This window comes from Candidatus Sungiibacteriota bacterium, from assembly GCA_016432465.1.
Classification (GTDB): Bacteria; Patescibacteriota; Minisyncoccia; order Sungbacterales; family HO2-52-23.
Window position 1 is genome coordinate 99124 of record CP066690.1, and the last position, 19843, is coordinate 118966.

Consider the following 19843-nt stretch of genomic DNA (forward strand, 5'->3'; position numbering starts at 1 on the left):
ATTTTTTTTAACAGCCGTTGCTGAATTCATTATGTTAGTGGCCCGAAAGAAACAAAGACGCTATCGCGCCGCCCATGCCGTCCAAAAATAAATCCATCATGGTGTCCTGATAAAACAACGGGCCCATAAGAACCATTACTGTCTCGTTTATAAACACATATTCGGCAAGTTCCCAGAAAAATCCAAGAGCCAGTGCGCCGCAAGTTAAGTGCCAAACCCTAAGTCCCCATGACGTTTCCTGATAGGATTTGGGGACCGCCTTTTTCCAAATTGAGACTATAAACCAGGAAGCAACGGCACCGCCCGTCAAGTGCAAAGCAACACTAAACCACCACTGGGACCCGAAAATATTTTGTGCCCCAAAATATACCAGAAATAACACACCCAGAGCCAAGGGCGGCGCTATGAACTTCAAGGGATATCCTCCGAATGTTCTAAAATAAAAATACCAGATGATCGCTCATCTGGCAAGACGCTCGTTAGTTACTTTACAACTTCTTTTGCCCTATTCCACCCCAAGTTCATAAAAATAGAAAAATTCTCACCCGAACTTCGGCCAATTGTACCACCCCGATGTGGCCCGACAATGCACTTTTTGGTGGCGTTAAACGCGAGCCCCCCGGAATCCCCGTAAAAAGACGCCACCCGGCTTACCATGTAAGGATGCACCTCTGTCTCACTGTTGGTGTATTGAAAAATCGGACTTCGGTAGGTATAAGTCTGATCCTGCGAGAGCTGGGTTTTCATCCCTTTAATATCGGCATGTACCACGGCTTCTCCTTCTAGTTTGGACAGATAATTCTGGTCAACGTAATTTGAAGGATAACCAAAATGAAGCAGTTTATCTCCCAGCATCTTAGGATTAGTGCATAGGGGATAAGGGACTTGAGGATATTCCTGAAAAATGGCTCGGGCTTCCGGAAAAGACTCAAGTTGTGGCATCCGTAAAATCGCGACGTCAATCCCCTCTTCATCATGCCGCCTTATTACCTCCTGCAGATTTTCAATGGTGGCGTGAAGATAATGAATTGGTTTTCGCTCGCGAGGAAAAATTACCGAACAATTCTCGCTTGCCGAATCCTTTACAACATGGGCAGCGGTGACAACTATTCCGCCCTTTAACATGAATCCGGAACCAACGTACTTCCCGAGGCCGTCAGAAGACGGACATTCAATTTTTACCACCGAGCGCAAAATCTCTGCTTCGTCAGACGATGAAAATTCCGGTACAGGTGGCAGCACTTCTTCCGGAGCCAGCGCCAATCCCTCCGGTACTGTGGTGGCAGAAGAAACTGCAGGAGGAGGCGGCAGTTTTGGTAAAAAATCTGGCGGCGCCAAAACCGGTTCCCTTGGTAATGGTTTTACCGGAACTTTAGATAGCGGCGGGGGGACTGTATTTTGCTTCTCGTCTGTGGTGGTTGCCGTTAGAGAAAGCTGTGTTTGCTCTGACGGAGGCAAAGTTATTGTAGTTTTTCGTTCCCCAATATCCTGAAAAAACAAAAAACCCAAAGAAGCCGCCAAAACCAGCACTAAAACCATATACTTAGTCATAACTTAAGACCTCTTACACAATAACAATTCTACTGCAATTCCAGAATTTTGGCTGCAAATCGTTCAGGCTTCGTCGGCTTATATGTGGCATATAGGCCTCCTCATCCTTCACGATTTTCGCTCAAAATTCTGGAATTTCGTCACGAATGCTTATTGTGCAAGAGGTCTTTGATTTTAACAAACTCACCCCCCACATTCGAGGGGTGAGTTTTTAAACGGTTAGTGTCTAAGTCACTATCGGAAGAACTCTATAATATTTGCGAAGAACCCTTTCCGCGGCGCGCTTCCCGAAGGCGGGGGTGGCGGCGGTTGTGTAGTTCCTCCGCTGGGAGGCGGTGGCTGAATCGTACCGCCGCTTGGAGGAGGTTGCTGGATTGTTCCACCACTTGGAGGAGGCGGCTGAATCGTACCGCCGCTTGGAGGTGAAAACTGCTGGAATGTGCCGCCACCAGATGGCGGTTGGAAACCATCTCCCGAAGGCGGATAAAAAGTCCCGCCTTGTCCTGTTCCAAAACTGCTTCCTTCGTGTGGTTGAAATGAACCGCCGCCCGAAGGCCCAAACGTACCGCCGGGCTGCTGAAAACCTCCTTCCTTCGGAAAGGGGGTAAAAATACCTGGAGTTCCGGGACGCGGTCCAATTCCTTCCGAAGGGCCAGCTCCTTCTGGTCCCTGCGGAAATGGTCCGAAAATACCGGGAGTTCCGGGAATCGGTCCCATACCGCGCGGTTGCGGAAACCCAGTTGAACCTTCCCCCCTAGTCCCTCCTGCTCCTCCCGGAAACTCACCCGGTCTCCCCGGAAATTCTTGTATGCCACGTCCGGGAAATTCGCCTCCGCTGCCGCCTGGAAATCCTCCTTCCTCACCCCGAAAACCGCCTTGTTCTCCTGGAAATCCACCCTGACCACCAGGAAATCCACTCGGCCCACCCGGAAACTCACCCGGTCTTCCGGGAAAACCGCCGGGGCCGCTCGTCTCTCCCGGGGGCGTCATTCTGAAATCTTCAAATCTCTTTTGGAAAAAATCTTTTCTTTCTTCCTCGTTGCCGAATTTTTGCCCTCGCAAGTCTTCAAAATTACTCTTAAAGAATTCTTTTCTCTGCCCATCATTTTCAAAACTGGGCAATTCATCCTGATGTACCTCAATTCTCAAATTATTGCGAATCTGCGGAAATTCATGCCCCGGAGGAATGCCTCCTTCCGGCGGACGCGCGCCCGGAGGACCTCCAGGAGGACCCATACTAAAACATTCCTCTTTGTGTTCAGAACAATACTTGATACACTCCTGCGGCGAGGTGCAGCCTCCCGGGCCTACGAATCCAAACCCTCCGGGACCACCCGGACCGCCGCCCATTGGACCGCCCGGACCTCCCGGAAATCCGCCGCCTTCTTCACCCGGAAATCCTCCTACTCCTCCGGGGAAACCACCGGGACCACCCGGACCAAATCCGGGCGGAGGACCAAATCCCTGACCGCGGAATTGTCCTTCCAACTGCCTAAATTCTTCAAAACGCTGTCCTGACTCCTGATCAAAACGCCGCATCTGCTCTTCAAATCCTCTTACGCCCGGAGGCGGACCAAAATCTTCCCTGCGTACCTCAAACCTGCGTTCTGTAAATTGCTTAAGCATGGCCCGCGCTTGTTCCGGCGGCATGCCTCCCTGCGCCGCGCCAAAAGCCACGCACTCTTCCGCGTGATTAGGGTCAGTACAATAGGCGCGACACTCGTCGTCATTTTTGCAGCCGCCGGGCCCGCCCTGACTTTTTACTACCTCCTGAATTTTACGTCCGGCCTCAAATTGCTTCTCTTCTTCTTGGCTTATAAGCCCTTGTTTTTTGGCAAAACCAAAACATTCTTCTTGATGAGCAGGGTCATTGCAATAATCCTGACATTGCCTTCCCCGACATCCTCCGGGTCCGCCCTGCTTGGCAACATTTATAAATTTCTTGGCCCGTTCCAGCTCTTCTTTCGGCATAAGACCCTCCCGCTCCGCATGTTCTATGCAGACTTCCGTATTATCCGGGTTTTCGCAGAATTGACGGCACTGCTCCGGACCCCGACAACCGCCGGGTCCTGCTTTCCCAGCAAATTTGCGCGCCCTTTCCACCTCCTCTTTGGACATAAACCCGCTTTTCTCCGCAAAGTCAATACATTCACTCTGGTGCGCCGGGTCTTCGCAGTAAGCGCGGCACTGCTCTTGTCCTTTACATCCGCCCGGACCGCCGGCTAGTCCCGCTTTTCTTACACGCGCTGCCTCTTCTTTCTTTATAAACCCGTTTTCCTCGGCAAAAGCTAAACATTCTTCAGTATGCGCGGGGTCATTACAATAGGAACGGCATTGCTGTTCTCCTTGGCAACCGCCCGGACCTGTTTTGGACTTTCTTAGTTTATTTATTCGCGCCAGTTCTTCTTTGGGTATCAAACCGTTATCAGCTGCATACTGAAAACATTCTTCTTCGTGTGCCGGATCATTACAATATGCTTCACAGGCGCGTCCCCTACAGCCTCCGGGTCCGGGTTTTCTGGCGCGTTCGGCCTCCGCTTTAGACATAAAGCCATTTTTTACCGCAAACTCAATACATTCATCCTCGTGGCCCGTGCCATCGCAATAAGCCCGGCATTCGTTTTCCGACTTACATCCTCCGGGACCTCCTTGATTACGCACAGTTTCGGCCTTGGCCGCGCTACTGCTGTCCACCAAGCCGTGTTTTTTGGCAAAAGCCAAACATTCAGTGCCGTGAGCCGAGTCGTCACAATAAGACTTACAGACATTTTTATCGGCACAATTACCCAATTCCGGAATCGGAAACTCAATATCAAAAGGCGAGCTTGCCGAGAGAAACAGGGCAAATGCAAAAAACCCTACGCTAAATAGTGAAATTAAAAGTAGTTTCTTCATAAAACAATAAATACCGTTACATTTCAGCGAAGTAGTATACCCGCAGAAATGTTCTGAATTTTATTTTGGTATCCCCACGACAAGACTGCATGGTTTTAAAAATGTAACGGGATAAAGACTTACTCAATTGAGTAGGCCTTTATTTAAACGGGTTAACTTTTACGTCCTCAAATGGATTGGTGGGGGATTTGCTAAAAGGATTGGTCGTAGTTTGCTCAAAAGGATTGATGGCTTTGGCCGCCTCCTTTTCAGCATCTTTTTTGCGTGCTTCTCCAGCCGCTTTCTCCTTGGCCACTCCCTGCTGCAGACCGTAATAGTACCCTCCGCCCAATCCGACCAAAAGGGCCACAAGCACTATAAGCCAGCGCAGGGGACTTGATCCTTGTCCCATGAAATTTTAGTTTAATGAGTAATTTAATTTCATCCTAAGCCCTATTTCCGTGATTAAAAAGAGCAGGTTATCCACATATTGACACCACGCAACACTCATGCTAGTATGAAAAGGTGCTGGCGAACCAGCTAGCTCTAGGGGGACGTAATGACCCGGCAGCAAAAGGAACAGGAACGAGGTATCAGGGTCGCTGAAAAGTATGGCTTAAAAAAGACAGCAGAGATAATCAGGAGGGGTGGTTGTTTTGGGCAAATTTTCAATACTGCAGTTGACGAGTGCGGACAAGCACAAACCGTAGCCATTATTACCAAAAGCAGGATCCCCTTATGGGCATATAAGCTGGCTAATTGGTTATGGTTAGACCGTTATGACCGCCTGACGCCGACTTTGACAGATAAACTCGCCAAGGTGGCTATTCAACGACGCAACAGCCATTATGCAGCTCTCTTCGCACATCTACCCGACATTACTAAGGAGCTAAGAGCAGAATTGGAGGAAGTCGTTACTTCCAGCAAAGATACCTATGCTGCCGTGTTGCTTGCTGAACTACCCGGAATCAGACGCGAGCTAAGGGAACAATTAGGAAAGATAGTACTTACACATGGCACTAACGCTGATGCCTTTTGGTTCTTGGATGATAAAAAGACCCGACGCGGAATTTCCGCTGCTTTAAGAAAGAAGCTTCGGGCTTTGGAAAAGTCTTGGCTATAAGGACACGATTAATTTGAAAAAAGAAGGCAGAGACCTAAAAGGCCCGGCGCATATGCGCGGGGCTATTAAATTACCATATTCTCTTTCGTAAGAACTTATGCCTTTATTGTAGCACGAGGTTAAGAAAAATAAAATACTTAACCTGCCGTGATCATAAAAGGAGTCGGAGTAGGAGGCTGCAATATGCAGAATGCCTCCGCAAACTATTCGCCTATTCGCGCGAATTAGAGAACAGTAACTTTTAAAAAGTGGTCAACTTAGGAAAATAAGATTAGGGGGAACAAAAAATAGATATGATATAGTGAGTGGGTTTTACCCCCCACGATAACCGCAATACTCGCAGGTTTCATGAGCTTGCGGAATGGGCCCCGTAACGATTTCGTGCACTTTTTTTAAAACCGACATACCGCGGCTCGGAGAAACATCCATCTTGATAAGTTCAGTTTTAAAATTTGCCATGCCCAAATTATAAGACTGCGGCCAGAAAAAAAGTAAGTAGCCGTATTCGGCCGGCTCCATCTGGTTTTTTTGAAAAAGCAGAGCGTAAAGGTCAAGCTGATGGCGATAGTGTTCGTGGGTATCTTCTTTGGTGGGATAGCCGCGAGTTTTGAAATCAAAAGGAATAAATCTGCCGTCGGGCGCAACCAGCAATTCGTCAATCGCGCCCGAAAGAAACATATTGTATTCCGGAATTTCCGCTTTTATTCCGCCTCTCCCGAAATTAAACTCCTGCCACTCGTGGAGTTTCTTTTTATCCTCAAAAAGTTTTCCCTCTACCTTGCCCTCAATCTCCGGAGGAAGTTCTCCGCGTGTCCGATACTCGTCAAAATATTTCTTAAAGATATTATCCATCCCGTCCGGAAGCGAGGGATATGCTCCGCGGGGACGCCTCAAATTTTCGTTAACGTGCAGCCAAAGACAACGCGGGCATTCCAGGAGATAACTTATGCCGGACGGCGAGACTTTTATTTTACCGTTTTTATTTTCCATGACACCTTTTATATTTCTTTTACACTATTCGCCTATTCGCGCGAATTAGAGAAGAGTATCTGGTCTGCGTCATGTGACACCTTTGTTACTTCTTGTCTACTCCGCATGGATAAACAGACTTGCTTTCCAAATATCTATATGCTATCTTGAATCCGGAACCTTTTGCCTTGAGGAGGATCACATGAAAGGATTTCTACTGAAGGTCCGGGCTATCTTTGTCTGCGTTTTTACCCATTCGCTTTGTGAATCATGCCAGATTTCAGAATCAGGTGAGATTCTTTGCCATAAAGGCTAACTCCTCACGCATCGCCCGACTCCAACCGAGTTCGGGCATTTTTCTTTCTCCTACGCCCCATAACACTTTTTTCACTTCTTGCCGCAATTGCGGGGATTAAACAATACTTTTGATTTCTCTTAAAATCTCCGGTGGTATCGGGTCCCGCTTCGGACTTTTTCCCGGATAGCGCCATGCCGTGATAATTTTTATTTTCTTAATGCTGCCAGCGAGCGGATGGGCGGTCGAGCCCCGCCCTTTGTTCCGCGAACTGAAGGCGAGGTTCCCTTTGTGAGCGGCAAAGGGCGGGGCGAGGGAACCGCCCTCGCGAGTCAAAATGTACATCGTCCATATCTCGGAATACTTTTTCCCTCCGGCAGGAGCCATCACGGCAATGGCATTTTCTAAAATCCCCTCCTCCGTTCGCGCCGGGTAACGGATTATCCTTTTGATGCGGGACTCGCTCAGACGATACTGACGCAGCTTTATACGGGAATGGCTGGTCCAAATATATTTTCCGTCCTGCTCCATTTATACAATATAGACCTATACGCTTGAAGATAAAAGGCGGGCTAGCGGCCCGCCTTTTATCTTCTTCAAAAAGTTATTGATTTAATTCTTTATCTATGTCGCCCAATTCCGAATCCAAACCCTCCAATGAAACCCCCTGTAACTCCTCTTCAATAGCGGCCGTTGTGTCAGATTCCTCGCTTGGCGCTGAAGCGGGCGTTGAAATTAGATAGTAGGCCAAACCAAGCACCACAAGCGCTACCGCCCCCACGATAATCCAAAGCCAGACTTTTTTGCTTCCGGCTGACGCAGTTTGAAATTGTGTTGTTCCGTTCATTTTTTTTAATTAGCGGTCAATTACTTATTGCGTAGGCCCTGCGGCAGGAGCTGTCGGTGTCACAGCCGCTGGCGCCGGTTTTTCCTCCCCTAGACCTTTGACGGAATTCACCACGTCCACGAGAGCCGCATGAGCCTCTTTTACTTTTTTAGCAACACCCTCCACAACTTCACGCACTTTGGCAAAAGCGACCTTGAAGTCTGGGTCTTTTACCGCCTCCGCGTATTTGGCGCGGGCATCCTGCAGAGCGGTCCGCGCTTCGTCAATCTTGGTTCGCGCAGTCGCAAGTTTCTCGCGCAATGCCGCCACATCTTTACCGCGTTCAGCCGCCTTATTAAGGCGTTCCTCAATCCGGCCAGCAAGTTTATCCAGACGCTCAATGGCCGCCTCAAACTTATCAACCATTTTCTTAAAGAATTGTTCAATGCGCTCGGCCCTTTTATCTCCCAGCTTTTTCTTGAGTTCCTCCCGCCGCGCTTTAGCCTCTTCTTCAAAAGATTTACGTTTTTCCTGAAGTTCCTTATGGAGCGTTTCGCGTTTGGCCTTGACTTCGTCACGTACCGCATCGCGTTTTTCTTTAATCTCGCCCCTAACAGCTTCCCGTTTTTCTTTTAACTCTCCCTTAACAGCCTCTCGCTTGTCTTTAATCTCCTGTTTTACTGTCTCCCGCTTCTCCTTAACTTCCTGCTTTACAGCCTCTCTTTTCTCTTTAACCCCCTGCTTAAGCTGGTCTCGTTTCTGCTGAAGTTCCTGCTTCACTGTCTCGCGTTTTTCTTTAAGACCTTCATGAAAAGCGGCCAAAGCAGCCACCGGAAGAAGCTGAAACATTAGGCTTGAACCTATAATAAAAGATAATGTTTTTCGCATAAATTTTTACTTAAAAATATCTCTTATCTGCGCCCTTTTATATAAGTATAAGGTAAAGACGTATAGGATTCAATCTCGTTATCCACATCAAACTTTAATAATTTCTTCCCAAGGAAGATCCGGCTTTCCAAAATGTCCGTAAGCCGCGGTCTTTCTATATATAGGACGGCGCAGACCCAACCTCTCAATAATGGCCTTGGGACGGAAGTCAAATCTCTGCCGTACCCATGACCCCAAATCCTTGCCACTACCGGTTTCAGCATGCACCATAAGAGGTTCTGCCCGTCCAATAGCATAAGCTACAGACACCAGGCAATCTTTTCCAAGGCCGTTGGCCACAATGTTTTTCGCCACAAAACGCGCCATATAAGCGGCGGAACGGTCAACTTTGGTTGGATCTTTGCCGGACCAGGCGCCTCCGCCATGGGGCACCAGACCTCCATAACTATCCACCATAAGCTTGCGTCCCGTAAGACCCGTATCTGCGGTAAAACCGCCCACGGTAAATTTTCCAGTGGGATTTACCAATATTTCTACTCCGTCTAAATCCCCTAAAACAGGCCCTATTAACTTTTTAGTAAGCGCGTCCTTAATCTCTCCCTGCGCAATAGAATCTTCGTGCTGGCAGGATACAAGAACCGCACTTATGCGACCATCCTGCATAGTGACTTGTGACTTACCGTCCGGCCCAAGCCAAAAACATTCCGGATCGTTCCTGCGCAGCTCTTCAAGACCCTTGGTCAGCTTGTGGACAAGAGACACGGCACAAGGTAAAAACTCCGGGGTTTCGTCTGTAGCATACCCGTACATAATCCCCTGATCCCCGGCTCCACCCGTATCCACTCCTTGAGCAATATCAGGAGACTGCTGAATAATATTAGTAATAATATTAAGGATATCTTTGTACCCAATATCGCCGTAAAGAGTCTGGGCAAGTTTGGCGGCCTCAACCTTGCCTTGAGAGGTGACCTCCCCGCCGACCACCAAAAGGCCATGAGATCCAAAAGTCTCCATGGCCACGCGTGAATATGGATCCTGCGCAATATAGGCGTCTAAAATCGCGTCTGAAACCTGATCGCAAATTTTATCGGGGTGACCGGAAGTTACGCTCTCTACGGTGTAGGTTGTTTTTGGCATAACGATATAAAAAATCCCTTCGCAAAAAGGGCTAGATAAAAATTTATCTTCCCCATCTTGCTTAGTGGGCCGGACTTGGCACCCAGCTCTTTGATGATACGGCATAAACTACGTTACACCACTGAACGTCATCAAAGGTACACACCCTTTGTCGTCCATAAATCCCCCCACCTTCCCAGAATACCCCGCAACTTAGGAAGTCAGACTTCCCTTGCTGCGAGGATGAATGGGTGTCGTAGAAATCCTTCCCGCGGGGTCCACTACCCCGCCGGGAAGGTGGGGGGATAAACTCAAAAGGGTTGGGTTGTCGGCGGGTTAAAGGGCCGGTTCCCTCGCCCTCTGTAATCCCGTTGAAAACGGGACGAAGCAGGGCTTACCGCACTCTTGATAAATCAAAGCTATTTAATTTTATCTTACTATAAATTAAAACTTATACTCTGCAAGAAAGGTTATCCACAATAATATCAAAAAGGGTTCGCAGAAGCGAACCGCAATTTTAGACCAGATAGCGCTCAATGTAACCGCTGACAAAACTGATATACTCTGCAATAGTTTCTTTTTCTTTTCCTTCCTCTCCGCGCGCCGCCTGTAAAGTAAAACTCCCTCTATATCCTATTTCACCCAGTCCCCGGAACAGCCGCTCAAAATTTGCATGCCCGCCTCCCAAAGGAACTGTTCCTCCGCCCAAAATCCTATCTTTGATATGAACATTAGAGATGTATTCTCCCAATACAGTAATTTCTTCATAGCTATCATACCCCAAAGAAGCACTATTGCCGCTGTCGTAGGTCAACGCCAGCGCCGGATGGCTAATCGTCTCCACCAAAGCCAGCAGTTTACGGGGTGGTAAATCCGTTTCCAAACTCAATTGAACTTCGGATTGATGGGCAAAATCAAGACCAGTGCGGAGAAAATCAATGAATTTTTTTTCATCCGCCTCCGTTCTCAAGGAGGACTTTTCCAAAAGAGGAATTTCAACGCTGCTTGCACCGATTTCTAAAGCCGCCTGTATCAATTCTCTCAACACCTTTTCATTTTCTTTTCTCTGTGCCCTGTCTCCAACAAAAGGCGTCTGTCTCATGAAAAAATCGGCACAAATGTGACGCACCAATACATTGTGTTCACCAATCAATTCCCTTATGCGCGCTCTGCCCTCGGAACTCATCAGCGGATTCTCCGCAGAACGCTCCAGGTCAAAAATAAACTCAATAGCGTCAAGTCCTAACTTGGCGGCAAGGCCAAACTCTTTTTCCCACTCCTCAAACGGGAAAAACTGAATCCCGCGTCCCCGCGATGGAATCAAACGACCCTGCATAACACCCAGCTTAAGTTCCAGCCGCCGGGAACCACTTACCAGCATGTTCTCCCTCCATCCATGATAAGATTGGCCCCTGTCATGTAAGAGGAGGCATCGGAGCAAAGAAACAAAATTGCGGCCTGATACTCATTAACGTTAGCCATCCTTCCCATAGGAATCAAGCTGACGAGACGCTTCACAAAATCCTCCGGCATACCTTCCTTGTAAACCCCGCCGGGAGAAATCGCATTTACTCTTACTCCGCGGTCTGCCCAGTAAGTCGCAAGGTACTTGGTAAGTCCCAAAAGAGCGTGTTTAGTTACGGAATAGGTCACGGGCTTTACGGGCTGCTGATTTTCAGATAATCCCTGTTCCCTATAAATTCTTTGGTCAGGCGCAATAACGCCCAAATCCGATAAAACGTTCACAATAACACCCCTCCCCAATTCAGCCATGCGCGAGCCAAGGATCCTGCTCATTAAAAAAGCTCCGGTCACGCCCACAGCAAAATCATCATTCCACTGCTCCAGTGACAAATTCTCAAGTCTTGTAAGACTTTGTTTACCTTTTTCAACCTGCGGGTTATTGGCGACATTATTTATTAGAATACTGACTTCGCCAACGTCTTCCCTGATTTTCTGATGAACCACGTGAATGAGCGGTTCTCTGGTAATATCCAGACAGTAGCACCACACGCTGCTTTGGCCATATTTACTGCGCAACTCATCGGTTTTAACAACAAGGCGCACCATATGGTTGTCACAAAGTACAACCCTTCCGCCGCCTTCCAAAATTGCCTCGGCGTGCTTCCCGCCGAGAAACCCCGCCCCGCCGGTAATAACAGCAACAGCGCCATCAAGACTAAACTTTTTCCAAACGCTCATCTTGTCTTACTCCTGTCTAAAATTTGCCTCAAAGAAACTGGTTTAAGTTATAGCAAAAATTTCTAAATCAGTCAAGTTTTTGAAATGGAAACGCCGCACGGAATGAACACGTGCGGCGTTTGACTACCTGTGTAGGCGGACGAACGGAAGGATCCAAGGACCCCTGACTTCAGGGCCCGAAGACCCGAGAACCTACTTGGACTTGCGGACGAAGCCGAACCAGTAGCCATCGCTGAACTCGTCGTCGAGCCAGAGGTGGCCGGCCCCGCGCTCCGACCTATCGAACCAGACATCGGTGACGTTCGGCCTGCCCTGGAAGGAACACTCCTTGAGCGAGATCACGCCCATCGGGTCCATGCCGAGGTCCTTCGGCAGGTTCGGGCAGTGCTCGCCGATGGCGAATCCAGTGCGTGGGGTGATCGGGACGAGCTTCTGGGACTTGCCCCACAGAGCGGCGGCCCTGCCATTCATGTACTTGCCGAAGTTGACCAGAAGGACCTTTTTCAGGCCCGACCCCGTTTTGCTCGGCGGGTACTGGTCACCCATCCTCCAGATGTCCCAACCCTTGTCGGTATTGGGACCGGCGGCCTTGACCGCCTTGATCCAGTCACGGGACTCGTTGACCGGAACCGCAACGACGTGAATCCGACCGCTCTCCGGGATTTCAATCCCGTCGGTGGTCACAACCACGACGCTGCCCAGGTTCAGCAGATACCGCGTGAACTCCTCCCCGATGTTGGGGTTCTCGATGATCGCCTGCGCAACCCCCGAGGAGACACGAGACCAGTCGGCCTTCGTCCCCAATTTCGCCATGACTTCGTGAGACTGCTTCAGGCTGACCATATTTTCCATGGCTTACCGTCCTTTCGTTTGGTTGCGGCTCATCCCTTACCTCGCACCATGCGAGGAATCAGGACTGACCATTTGATGCTATTACAATTATAGCATAGGTTATACTTTTTTGCAAGGAAAATCACATTTTGTCAACTTGACCTCAAATCCTAGATATGCTACTAATGTTTTGACGCCCAATGTCGGGCTCATTCAAAAAACAAGGGGGTTTGTATGGAGTGGGTGTCTCTATGGCTGGTGGTGGCGGTATTTGTTGTGTTTGCCACCTCGTGGAGATTTTCTCATTCGTTCTGGACCGCCATATTTTTAGGTGGAGTAACAGTGGGGATAGGACTGCTCTTCTCCAAAATTTTCCCTGTACTTTCCGTGCGCGGCCATCGTTGTCTTATCTCTTATAGAGCATGAGCGCACGGTCAGCGCCGCGTTTTCCGTTATAGCCGCCCTTCTCCTGCTCCAGTTCTTCGGCGACATTAAAATATTTGGTTATATATCCGCGCACCCGTGGTGGTCGCTCTTTTACGCATTTTTATACTTTCTCGTCGGCGCTCTTTACTCTCTCATCAAATGGTTTCTTTTTGCGCACGACGAGAGGGAAAAAACAGAAAAACTGACAGAAGAGTTTCTGAAAACAAAGGGTATTAAGGGAACTGTGGTACCGGATGATCTTAAATACGAATGGTATTTCTTTGTTAGGCGAGGGACGCCCGGATCCTCTAAAAATTATGGATACGAAGATCACCCTACCACCAAATTTCTTAGAGAAAGAGGAATAAGCGGAAATGTCATTCCGGCCGGAATGGAGGGTGAGTACAAGACTTACGCAGAGGAATTTTACAAATCCAGATATGAAAGGGTGGAAAAACCAACTTTTGCGCCAAGTTACAAAGAACACAAGAAAGAAATAATCCTCTGGATTGCACATTGGCCCTGGAGCCTTGCGTGGACACTGATTGACGATCCTATCAAACGGCTTCTTAAGTTCATCTACCGCAAACTTGCCCGCGCCTACGAAGAAATCGCACGCTACGCCTTCCGGGACGTAGACAAAAAACTTCCCCCCACCACCAAGATACAGTAGAGTCTAACAACCAAAACCGCGCTTTTCGGCGCGGTTTTAAATTATATTTCCGTTCTGCAGTGCCCTGAAATTGACACGGTCACTAATTCTGATATATCTTAATTGCTAGACACCGACCTTTGAAAAAGAGAGAAAAACGATGTCCATTCCGGTAAGGGGTTTTCGCCCCAGACACCCGGCGGATGTGGTGGGCGACATACAACCTAATGAATTTCGCGGTCTTAAAGTTACTTTTGTTAATATGCCCCTGCGCGAAACAGCCAAACCCCATGTACCTCCGGAAGGGCCGCTGATTCTGGCCGCCATATTACGTCTTTACGGAGCTATCCCCACGATTATAGATCTTAACGCCTATAGAATCTGCGACGAAGAAGCCGGCCGACAAGGACTTGTTAACGGCCGGCACCTCACTTTTGAAGAAGCAGAAGATTTGCTGCGGCTTCATTTTAACCAACAGGGTGAGCAGGACATTGTGGCTTTTTCCGGAATGATAACGACTTTGCGCTGGCAGGAAAAAGTGGCCAAAATGATTCGCAGACTCCAACCGGATTGTTTTCTGGTTACCGGCAACGGCCTTGCTACAGAACTTAAAGCCGGACTTTTTAACTGGATGCCCGAACTTGACGCTATAGCCCATTCAGAGGGCGATGATGTAATGATTGTTATGGCCCGGGATGTTAAAAGAATAAAAGAATTGGGGATGGAGAGGGCGGCGCGCTCGGGTAACTTGAGTCCTTACTATACGGGAGAAATGGGTGGCCGGCACCGATTTCTTTATGCCGGAGACAGACCCAAAAACCTTGATGCTGTTCCTTTTGGAGCGCTTGATCTTTTGGAATCCGATCCTTACGGCCGAAATTTGCTGGAAATATATATTACGAATCCGGTGTGGGGACTGGCAGCCAACAACAGTTCCGCCACCGCCTTTACCATGGAGCGAAGCTTAACCACAGTAAGTTCCCGCGGATGCCCTTATGCCTGCGCTTTCTGCTATCGCGGCGCGCAGGGTGAAAGAAACTATGGCATGCGCTCGGTCAATCATATAGCGCGCCAAATCCGTGAGTTTATGGACCGCTATAACATTGACTTTGTTGGTTTTCCGGATGACAATTTTGCCATTTCCAAACCGCGCTGTGCCGATTTCCCCCGTGTTTTTGCTGAATACGGCATCCGCATCCGTTGGGGCACGCACACGCGACTGGATGAAGCGGATCAGCGTATTATTCCTATGAGCGAATCGGGCTGTATCTATATTGGTTTTGGGGCAGAATCAGCGTCCGCGCATGTTCTGGGGCTAATGAACAAAGGCGGATTTATTCTGAAAAACGGCTTGACGCCCATGCGGGTTCGCGGAAGAGAGTGGCAATTCCCTACTACCATGATAAATGGCATCCGCAACTGCCGCGATGTAGGGATTCACGCCAACTGCACTTGGATCATGGCTTATCCCGGTGAGACGCTGGAAGATCTTAAAACCAGCGTTGCCTTTATTCTTTGGCAAGAAGAGCTGATGACCGAAGGACTTATACCCGGCACACCGGAATACGAAATGGCCAAAGCAACCGTAAACCGCAAAATGTTTACGGCCACTTCCTACCCCGGAACAGCCATGTTTAGTGATCCTGCGGCGCGCGCTTTGCTCTCGCAAAACTTCGGAGTTTCTTTTGACGCTTCGGGAGAACCCATCTGTGACGAAGCATTCCACCATTATGTTGTGGAGCTTGATGATGCCACTAAGGTTTTGCATAATAAAGACGGCGAGCCCCTGAACTTTGGCGCGATGCCCATGGATCAATTTTTGGAAGCACGGGAATATGTTGATCGCGGAGAGATTGAAAGAATTCTAGAAATGTGATTTAAAAATTTAAACACCCCACGTACAATTACGTGGGGTTAACTTTCTCCTACTACCAAAGGGCGAGAACACTGTTAAAGAAAATTATTATAACCACACTATCGGAGGGGGAAATAAAGTATTTTGCCGTGTTGAGGCCAGATGACCAAGCATTTTATCCCGATTTTATATTTCAGCTTAAAGACGGAAGTATAGGGATACTTGATATTAAATCGGGAAGAACTGCCGAAACTGGAGACGCCGCACCCAGAGCCGAGGCATTACAGAGGTTTATCACGAAGCAAAATAAGAGCGGCAAAAAGTTAATAGGCGGAATTGCCATTTATGTTAATGGCACTTGGCGATACAACGACAACGAAAAATACGAATATAACCCGAAAGATTTATCAAAATGGAAGGTGCTGGATTTATAGTGAGTGGTGGAGTGGGGTAACTTTATTCACTTAACCAAAACCAGAATTTATTTTTTAATTCATTGCCAAATTTATGAGTATTCGCATGAGAAAGAACGCCGAGATAAGACTGGAGAGATTGTTCCAGTGTTCGTTTCGTAATAATACCGCTTTTGTATTCAGAAACTCTTTTATGCAGTTTCCTCAAAATTCGTTGTTTAGTTTTTCTCCGCAACAAGCGATGGTGTGGGAGAACAATATAGCCGAGAAAATCTACGCCCCAGTGCAATTTGCGGATACTGACTTTTCTGGGATGAAGTTCCAAAGCCAGCCTATCGTGCAAAAATTTTCTGATTGGTTCAATAAGATTTTCAAGAAAAGTTTTGCTGTCAGAAATTATTACGAAGTCGTCTGTATAACGAACATAGTTTTTAATCTTCAAGCGGTGTTTAACAAATTGGTCAAACTCGTTGAGATAGATATTAGCAAAAAGCTGGGAAGTCAGATTGCCGATGGGCAGTCCCTTTGCTTGAAAAAGATTAGAGTATTCGGATTTGAGACTCTCTACGATTTCTTTAAGAACCAACATCGCATCGGCGTCTTTGATTCGTTTTACAAGCAGGGTCATAAGAATAGTATGGTCAACCGTCCCAAAAAACTTCTTAATGTCGCATTTAAGAGCGAAGCAGGGCTTATGAATGTTGTGGCTGACCGCCTTCGTTATGCTGTCCAAAATATCTACTCCTTTATGCGTTCCTTTGCCCACACGACACGACAGCGAATGTGCGATAAATGTCGGCTCAAAAATTGGATTAAGGACACTGAAAACTGCGTGGTGGAGCACTCGGTCTCTGACGATAGCTTTGTGAATGTGCCTCTGTTTGGGGTCTTGAATATAAAACGAAGTATATGTTCCGTGCTTATAATTTTTATTTTTCAAATCCCGATGAAGCTGAAAAATGTTTTGCTCAAACTCCCATTCAAACTCAACAACATCCCGTTTTTTCTTTTTATCGCTACTAAACTTATCCCACGCCGAAAACAGATTTTCCAGTGAGATGATTTTTCCAAAAACATTTTTATAGATTTTCATAATATGGATGATTTTGATATACCAATTTTCAAAATAACTTACGAGCTGTATAAGGAGTTTTATGCTTACCGAAATAATGTTAAGAAACAAGACCGCCATACGCTTTGGCAGAGATGCGAAAACATTACTTTAGATGTGTTGGAAAATTTGCTTTGGGCAAGTCAGCTTTCAAAGACTGAAAAACTACCCGTGTTAGAAAAAACCAGCGTCAAACTAAACTTTCTGCGAGTGTTCTTACGGCTTTGTAAAGAAGTAAAAGTTATTGATGTCAACAAATACATTAAGTGGCAGGAGACGGTTGATGAAATCGGAAGACAGCTTGGTGGTTGGATTAGGTCAACTAAAGAGCGTTAAATGAAATACCCTCGGAAAGGAGGGTATTTCACATTGACGGAGAATGACTGCCGAGAGGCGGCCAGACCGATGTTGTAGTTGCGGTTGTCGTCCCAGTAGTTGTTGACATTGAGACCGTTCTCGTCGAAGTTGCCGACATTGACACGGTTGCCGTCCGAAGTGACATAGTTTGCCCATCCTCGTCCGTGGCACTGGAAATTGAGGTTTACTGCCATAAAGCTTATATCCTCTCCTTCCTGTATTTTATTCGGGAGCAATCGATAGTATCGCTATCTCCACTAAAGATGAGCAAGAAGTTCTATCTCCATCTGGTTCACGCGCTATCGTAACCCGTAGGCGACGATACTCTGGTGAAATCTCAAAGATGAGATGTCCTGCGAGGTGAAACCATAGCCGCACCTGCATTAGCAGAACATTTACAGAATAACTTTTTGAAAAACAAAAGAAAAGAGCCTCCGCCGAAAAAAATCGGACGGAGGCTCTAGGTTTCAAGAGGGTCAAGCCCTCAAGACTTCAAGGTTCAGAACTTCCGAGAGGCGGCCAGACCGATGTAGTAGTGGCGGCGGTCGTCCCAGTAGTAGTAGACATTGAGACCGCACTCGTCGAAGTAGCCGACATAGACACGGCGGCCGCCCGAAGTGACACACTCGCAACGGGCATACCGTGAGAGGTTCACGAAGTTGCCTGTCTTACGGAAGACGAGCAGGTCTTTCGTGGCCTCGGTCATGGCAGACGGCACTTCGTAGTCGGCAGTGAGCATACGCACCTGCTCGTCGTAGGTCTTGTCCTCGGATTTCTGGACGATGTTCTGATGTAGCAGATACCACCTGAAGCTCATCGTGGTCTCCCTCGCAAACTTCTGCTCGGAATACCACGCACTCGGAGCGTAGGAGCCAAACTTCGGTTGCCCCGTGGCAGGATGAAGCTCCTGCAATTTCAGGATGGTGAGCGGCTTGCCGTTGATGCGGTCTAGCCCCACGAAGGCGAAGTGGCAGTCCTTCACCACCTTGTCGCAGAGCGGGCAGGTGGAGTTGAGAATGTCCTCGCCCCACGGGAACTCGGCGACCTGACGGAGTTGCTTCTGACTGAAGTTCACGCCGTAGAGAGCTGACCAGTCCTCCACGCCAAAGAAGTTCTTGCCCATGACTGCACGGGCGAGCTTCTGGTGTATGGAGGCGTCGAGACCGCCTCGGAGCATGAACTCCGCCACCCGCTTGGCGTAGTCTGGTTCGGCACGAAGCCTTGCCAGATGGTCAGGGGTGACGCCGTGGTCTTGGAGCACCTTGAGAGTAGCCCCAAGCTCACCGAACTCTACTTTCCAGAGACCGCTTTGGGTTGTGCTTTTCATAGCACTTTCCTCCTTTTGTTGAATTTTCTCTCTTTGTCCCACTGAAGGACTTTAGAGAGAGGCAACCGTATCCGACGGCTTGCGGTCTCATCTCGGAATGAGACGAGCACCTTAGAAACCAAGTGTTTGGCGTCCAAAATGCTCGTCTCACTGATTTTCAATAAACACCATAATTATAGCAAATCGTCAACAAAAAGTCAATAGCGGTATTTTTCAAACAATAGTGAATGGTGCGGTAGGGTAAGTTTATGAGTTGGAATATTATCTCAAATCAGGGATATAAATATACGCATTTTGTCGCTCAAAAATGGTTCTAACATTGTTCACAGTGCAGAGCGGGAATATGTGCAGAATTTGTATAATCCGTAGGCTTTAGTTCGTGAAATGGAGGGGGTATAAAAAGAGGCCGTAGCCCAAACAGGCCACGGCGCGCTGATTGTGCAATGAGCAGAAGCTCCTAGACCCCGCGTTGCCGCATTGATTCGAAGTGCTCATAGGTTCCTGGGGTCTGACGCCTAAGTTCCTCAATTTCCTCAAGCACTGCAAGCGCCCAGCCCGCTGGTACAAGCACATCCTGTTCAGCGAATTGATCTACATATCGTCTTCCACCACCGTCGCGCTTTTCCAGATCAGCCCGTCGCCATGGGAACCGACACTCCTCGAAAAACCTGAATCGGTTCGGCGAGTCATCAGGCTCGAGGATATATAGACCTCCTCCTAAGTCTGCGTACTGAAGAAGGAGTTCGCCGGGCGAGATCTTAGCCGCCACAGCTACTTCTTGGAGCTTTTCCCACCCCCAATCTATGCCAGGGGGTTTCCCGCCGATATAACTCCTGACCTTGTAAACGGCGGGCTTTGCAACCCTTACCTCAACGATGCCGTAAAACACGTCTCCCTCCTTGCCGTCTGTTGACGGCTGGTTAGAAGGCTGTTTTGTGACACCCCACAGTCTGGGGCAATAATAGAATAATACTAGACGTATCATTTTGTCAAGCACAGGGCTTGTCGTGGAGGCGTGTCAACCAAG

22 protein-coding genes are annotated in these 19843 nt (G+C 48.1%); 6 read left to right on the plus strand and 16 right to left on the minus strand.

Annotated elements, in window-relative coordinates; genetic code table 11:
* Positions 1–34 precede the first annotated feature (34 nt).
* The 4 genes from HYW89_00495 to HYW89_00510 all read right to left on the minus strand — a co-directional run bounded on the left by HYW89_00495 (position 35) and on the right by HYW89_00510 (position 4837).
* Entirely contained in the window at positions 35–415 is a 381-nt protein-coding gene (locus tag HYW89_00495; GenBank protein QQG45402.1) for a hypothetical protein, read from the minus strand.
* Between the two features lie 68 nt (positions 416–483).
* Positions 484–1551 (minus strand): trypsin-like peptidase domain-containing protein, encoded by a 1068-nt coding sequence (locus tag HYW89_00500; protein ID QQG45403.1) that lies wholly within the window; start codon positions 1549–1551, stop codon positions 484–486.
* A gap of 234 nt (positions 1552–1785) precedes the next feature.
* Entirely contained in the window at positions 1786–4446 is a 2661-nt protein-coding gene (locus tag HYW89_00505) for a hypothetical protein (protein QQG45404.1), read from the minus strand.
* Positions 4447–4585: 139 nt separating this feature from the next.
* Positions 4586–4837 carry a hypothetical protein gene (locus HYW89_00510; GenBank protein ID QQG45405.1) on the minus strand — a complete coding sequence of 84 codons (252 nt, stop codon included), beginning with the start codon at positions 4835–4837 and terminating at the stop codon, positions 4586–4588.
* Positions 4838–4984: 147 nt separating this feature from the next.
* On the opposite strand from HYW89_00510, the gene HYW89_00515 reads away from it, so the two are divergent.
* Entirely contained in the window at positions 4985–5548 is a 564-nt protein-coding gene (locus tag HYW89_00515; GenBank protein QQG45406.1) for a hypothetical protein, read from the plus strand.
* A gap of 312 nt (positions 5549–5860) precedes the next feature.
* Here HYW89_00515 and HYW89_00520 read toward each other — a convergent pair whose 3' ends face one another.
* The 8 genes from HYW89_00520 to HYW89_00555 all read right to left on the minus strand — a co-directional run bounded on the left by HYW89_00520 (position 5861) and on the right by HYW89_00555 (position 12696).
* Positions 5861–6538: a PD-(D/E)XK nuclease family protein gene (locus HYW89_00520; GenBank protein QQG45407.1), complete on the minus strand. Its 678-nt coding sequence runs from the start codon at positions 6536–6538 to the stop codon at positions 5861–5863.
* A 391-nt stretch (positions 6539–6929) separates the two neighbouring features.
* Positions 6930–7343 carry a hypothetical protein gene (locus HYW89_00525; protein ID QQG45408.1) on the minus strand — a complete coding sequence of 138 codons (414 nt, stop codon included), beginning with the start codon at positions 7341–7343 and terminating at the stop codon, positions 6930–6932.
* 73 nt (positions 7344–7416) lie between these two features.
* Positions 7417–7659, minus strand: a complete 243-nt coding sequence (locus HYW89_00530) for a hypothetical protein (GenBank protein QQG45409.1) — start codon at positions 7657–7659, stop codon at positions 7417–7419.
* 24 nt (positions 7660–7683) lie between these two features.
* Positions 7684–8526: a hypothetical protein gene (locus HYW89_00535; protein QQG45410.1), complete on the minus strand. Its 843-nt coding sequence runs from the start codon at positions 8524–8526 to the stop codon at positions 7684–7686.
* Positions 8527–8613: 87 nt separating this feature from the next.
* Positions 8614–9663 carry a methionine adenosyltransferase gene (locus tag HYW89_00540; GenBank protein QQG45411.1) on the minus strand — a complete coding sequence of 350 codons (1050 nt, stop codon included), beginning with the start codon at positions 9661–9663 and terminating at the stop codon, positions 8614–8616.
* A 496-nt stretch (positions 9664–10159) separates the two neighbouring features.
* A complete protein-coding gene (locus tag HYW89_00545; GenBank protein ID QQG45412.1) occupies positions 10160–11023 on the minus strand; it encodes a sugar phosphate isomerase/epimerase in 864 nt (287 codons plus the stop codon).
* A complete protein-coding gene (locus HYW89_00550; protein ID QQG45413.1) occupies positions 11014–11844 on the minus strand; it encodes an SDR family oxidoreductase in 831 nt (276 codons plus the stop codon). The genes HYW89_00545 and HYW89_00550 overlap by 10 nt, the downstream gene beginning before the upstream one ends.
* Before the next feature lie 192 nt (positions 11845–12036).
* Positions 12037–12696, minus strand: a complete 660-nt coding sequence (locus HYW89_00555) for a hypothetical protein (protein QQG45414.1) — start codon at positions 12694–12696, stop codon at positions 12037–12039.
* A gap of 213 nt (positions 12697–12909) precedes the next feature.
* Here HYW89_00555 and HYW89_00560 point away from each other — a divergent pair, with 213 nt between their 5' ends.
* The 4 genes from HYW89_00560 to HYW89_00575 all read left to right on the plus strand — a co-directional run bounded on the left by HYW89_00560 (position 12910) and on the right by HYW89_00575 (position 16042).
* Positions 12910–13101, plus strand: a complete 192-nt coding sequence (locus HYW89_00560; GenBank protein QQG45415.1) for a hypothetical protein — start codon at positions 12910–12912, stop codon at positions 13099–13101.
* Between the two features lie 244 nt (positions 13102–13345).
* Complete coding sequence (locus HYW89_00565; GenBank protein ID QQG45416.1) at positions 13346–13774, plus strand: hypothetical protein; 429 nt, start codon at positions 13346–13348, stop codon at positions 13772–13774.
* A gap of 139 nt (positions 13775–13913) precedes the next feature.
* Positions 13914–15629 (plus strand): radical SAM protein, encoded by a 1716-nt coding sequence (locus tag HYW89_00570; protein QQG45417.1) that lies wholly within the window; start codon positions 13914–13916, stop codon positions 15627–15629.
* Positions 15630–15661: 32 nt separating this feature from the next.
* Entirely contained in the window at positions 15662–16042 is a 381-nt protein-coding gene (locus tag HYW89_00575; GenBank protein ID QQG45418.1) for a hypothetical protein, read from the plus strand.
* A gap of 22 nt (positions 16043–16064) precedes the next feature.
* Here the strand turns inward: HYW89_00575 and HYW89_00580 are convergent, their stop codons facing one another.
* The gene (locus HYW89_00580; GenBank protein ID QQG45419.1) at positions 16065–17114 is read right to left on the minus strand and encodes a group II intron reverse transcriptase domain-containing protein; all 1050 of its coding nucleotides are present in this window, start codon (positions 17112–17114) and stop codon (positions 16065–16067) included.
* A 3-nt stretch (positions 17115–17117) separates the two neighbouring features.
* Here HYW89_00580 and HYW89_00585 point away from each other — a divergent pair, with 3 nt between their 5' ends.
* Positions 17118–17468, plus strand: coding sequence for a four helix bundle protein (locus tag HYW89_00585; protein ID QQG45420.1), 351 nt, complete (start codon positions 17118–17120; stop codon positions 17466–17468).
* On the opposite strand, the gene HYW89_00590 is transcribed toward HYW89_00585, so the two are convergent.
* The 3 genes from HYW89_00590 to HYW89_00600 all read right to left on the minus strand — a co-directional run bounded on the left by HYW89_00590 (position 17465) and on the right by HYW89_00600 (position 19801).
* Entirely contained in the window at positions 17465–17683 is a 219-nt protein-coding gene (locus HYW89_00590; protein QQG45421.1) for a hypothetical protein, read from the minus strand. The two genes, HYW89_00585 and HYW89_00590, sit on opposite strands and share 4 nt — an antisense overlap.
* A gap of 305 nt (positions 17684–17988) precedes the next feature.
* Positions 17989–18816 carry a hypothetical protein gene (locus HYW89_00595; GenBank protein QQG45422.1) on the minus strand — a complete coding sequence of 276 codons (828 nt, stop codon included), beginning with the start codon at positions 18814–18816 and terminating at the stop codon, positions 17989–17991.
* Between the two features lie 457 nt (positions 18817–19273).
* On the minus strand, positions 19274–19801 hold the full coding sequence (locus HYW89_00600; GenBank protein QQG45423.1) for a hypothetical protein: 528 nt from the start codon (positions 19799–19801) through the stop codon (positions 19274–19276).
* Between the last annotated feature and the right edge of the window lie 42 nt (positions 19802–19843).

Bases quoted from the DNA above. Each gene is read 5' to 3' on its own strand.
- HYW89_00500 (QQG45403.1), bottom strand. From the start codon at position 1,551: ATGACTAAGTATATGGTTTTAGTGCTGGTTTTGGCGGCTTCTTTGGGT.
- HYW89_00505 (QQG45404.1), bottom strand. From the start codon at position 4,446: ATGAAGAAACTACTTTTAATTTCACTATTTAGCGTAGGGTTTTTTGCA.
- HYW89_00510 (QQG45405.1), bottom strand. From the start codon at position 4,837: ATGGGACAAGGATCAAGTCCCCTGCGCTGGCTTATAGTGCTTGTGGCC.
- HYW89_00515 (QQG45406.1), top strand. From the start codon at position 4,985: ATGACCCGGCAGCAAAAGGAACAGGAACGAGGTATCAGGGTCGCTGAA.
- HYW89_00520 (QQG45407.1), bottom strand. From the start codon at position 6,538: ATGGAAAATAAAAACGGTAAAATAAAAGTCTCGCCGTCCGGCATAAGT.
- HYW89_00525 (QQG45408.1), bottom strand. From the start codon at position 7,343: ATGGAGCAGGACGGAAAATATATTTGGACCAGCCATTCCCGTATAAAG.
- HYW89_00530 (QQG45409.1), bottom strand. From the start codon at position 7,659: ATGAACGGAACAACACAATTTCAAACTGCGTCAGCCGGAAGCAAAAAA.
- HYW89_00535 (QQG45410.1), bottom strand. From the start codon at position 8,526: ATGCGAAAAACATTATCTTTTATTATAGGTTCAAGCCTAATGTTTCAG.
- HYW89_00540 (QQG45411.1), bottom strand. From the start codon at position 9,663: ATGCCAAAAACAACCTACACCGTAGAGAGCGTAACTTCCGGTCACCCC.
- HYW89_00545 (QQG45412.1), bottom strand. From the start codon at position 11,023: ATGCTGGTAAGTGGTTCCCGGCGGCTGGAACTTAAGCTGGGTGTTATG.
- HYW89_00550 (QQG45413.1), bottom strand. From the start codon at position 11,844: ATGAGCGTTTGGAAAAAGTTTAGTCTTGATGGCGCTGTTGCTGTTATT.
- HYW89_00555 (QQG45414.1), bottom strand. From the start codon at position 12,696: ATGGAAAATATGGTCAGCCTGAAGCAGTCTCACGAAGTCATGGCGAAA.
- HYW89_00560 (QQG45415.1), top strand. From the start codon at position 12,910: ATGGAGTGGGTGTCTCTATGGCTGGTGGTGGCGGTATTTGTTGTGTTT.
- HYW89_00570 (QQG45417.1), top strand. From the start codon at position 13,914: ATGTCCATTCCGGTAAGGGGTTTTCGCCCCAGACACCCGGCGGATGTG.
- HYW89_00580 (QQG45419.1), bottom strand. From the start codon at position 17,114: ATGAAAATCTATAAAAATGTTTTTGGAAAAATCATCTCACTGGAAAAT.
- HYW89_00585 (QQG45420.1), top strand. From the start codon at position 17,118: ATGGATGATTTTGATATACCAATTTTCAAAATAACTTACGAGCTGTAT.
- HYW89_00590 (QQG45421.1), bottom strand. From the start codon at position 17,683: ATGGCAGTAAACCTCAATTTCCAGTGCCACGGACGAGGATGGGCAAAC.
- HYW89_00595 (QQG45422.1), bottom strand. From the start codon at position 18,816: ATGAAAAGCACAACCCAAAGCGGTCTCTGGAAAGTAGAGTTCGGTGAG.
- HYW89_00600 (QQG45423.1), bottom strand. From the start codon at position 19,801: ATGATACGTCTAGTATTATTCTATTATTGCCCCAGACTGTGGGGTGTC.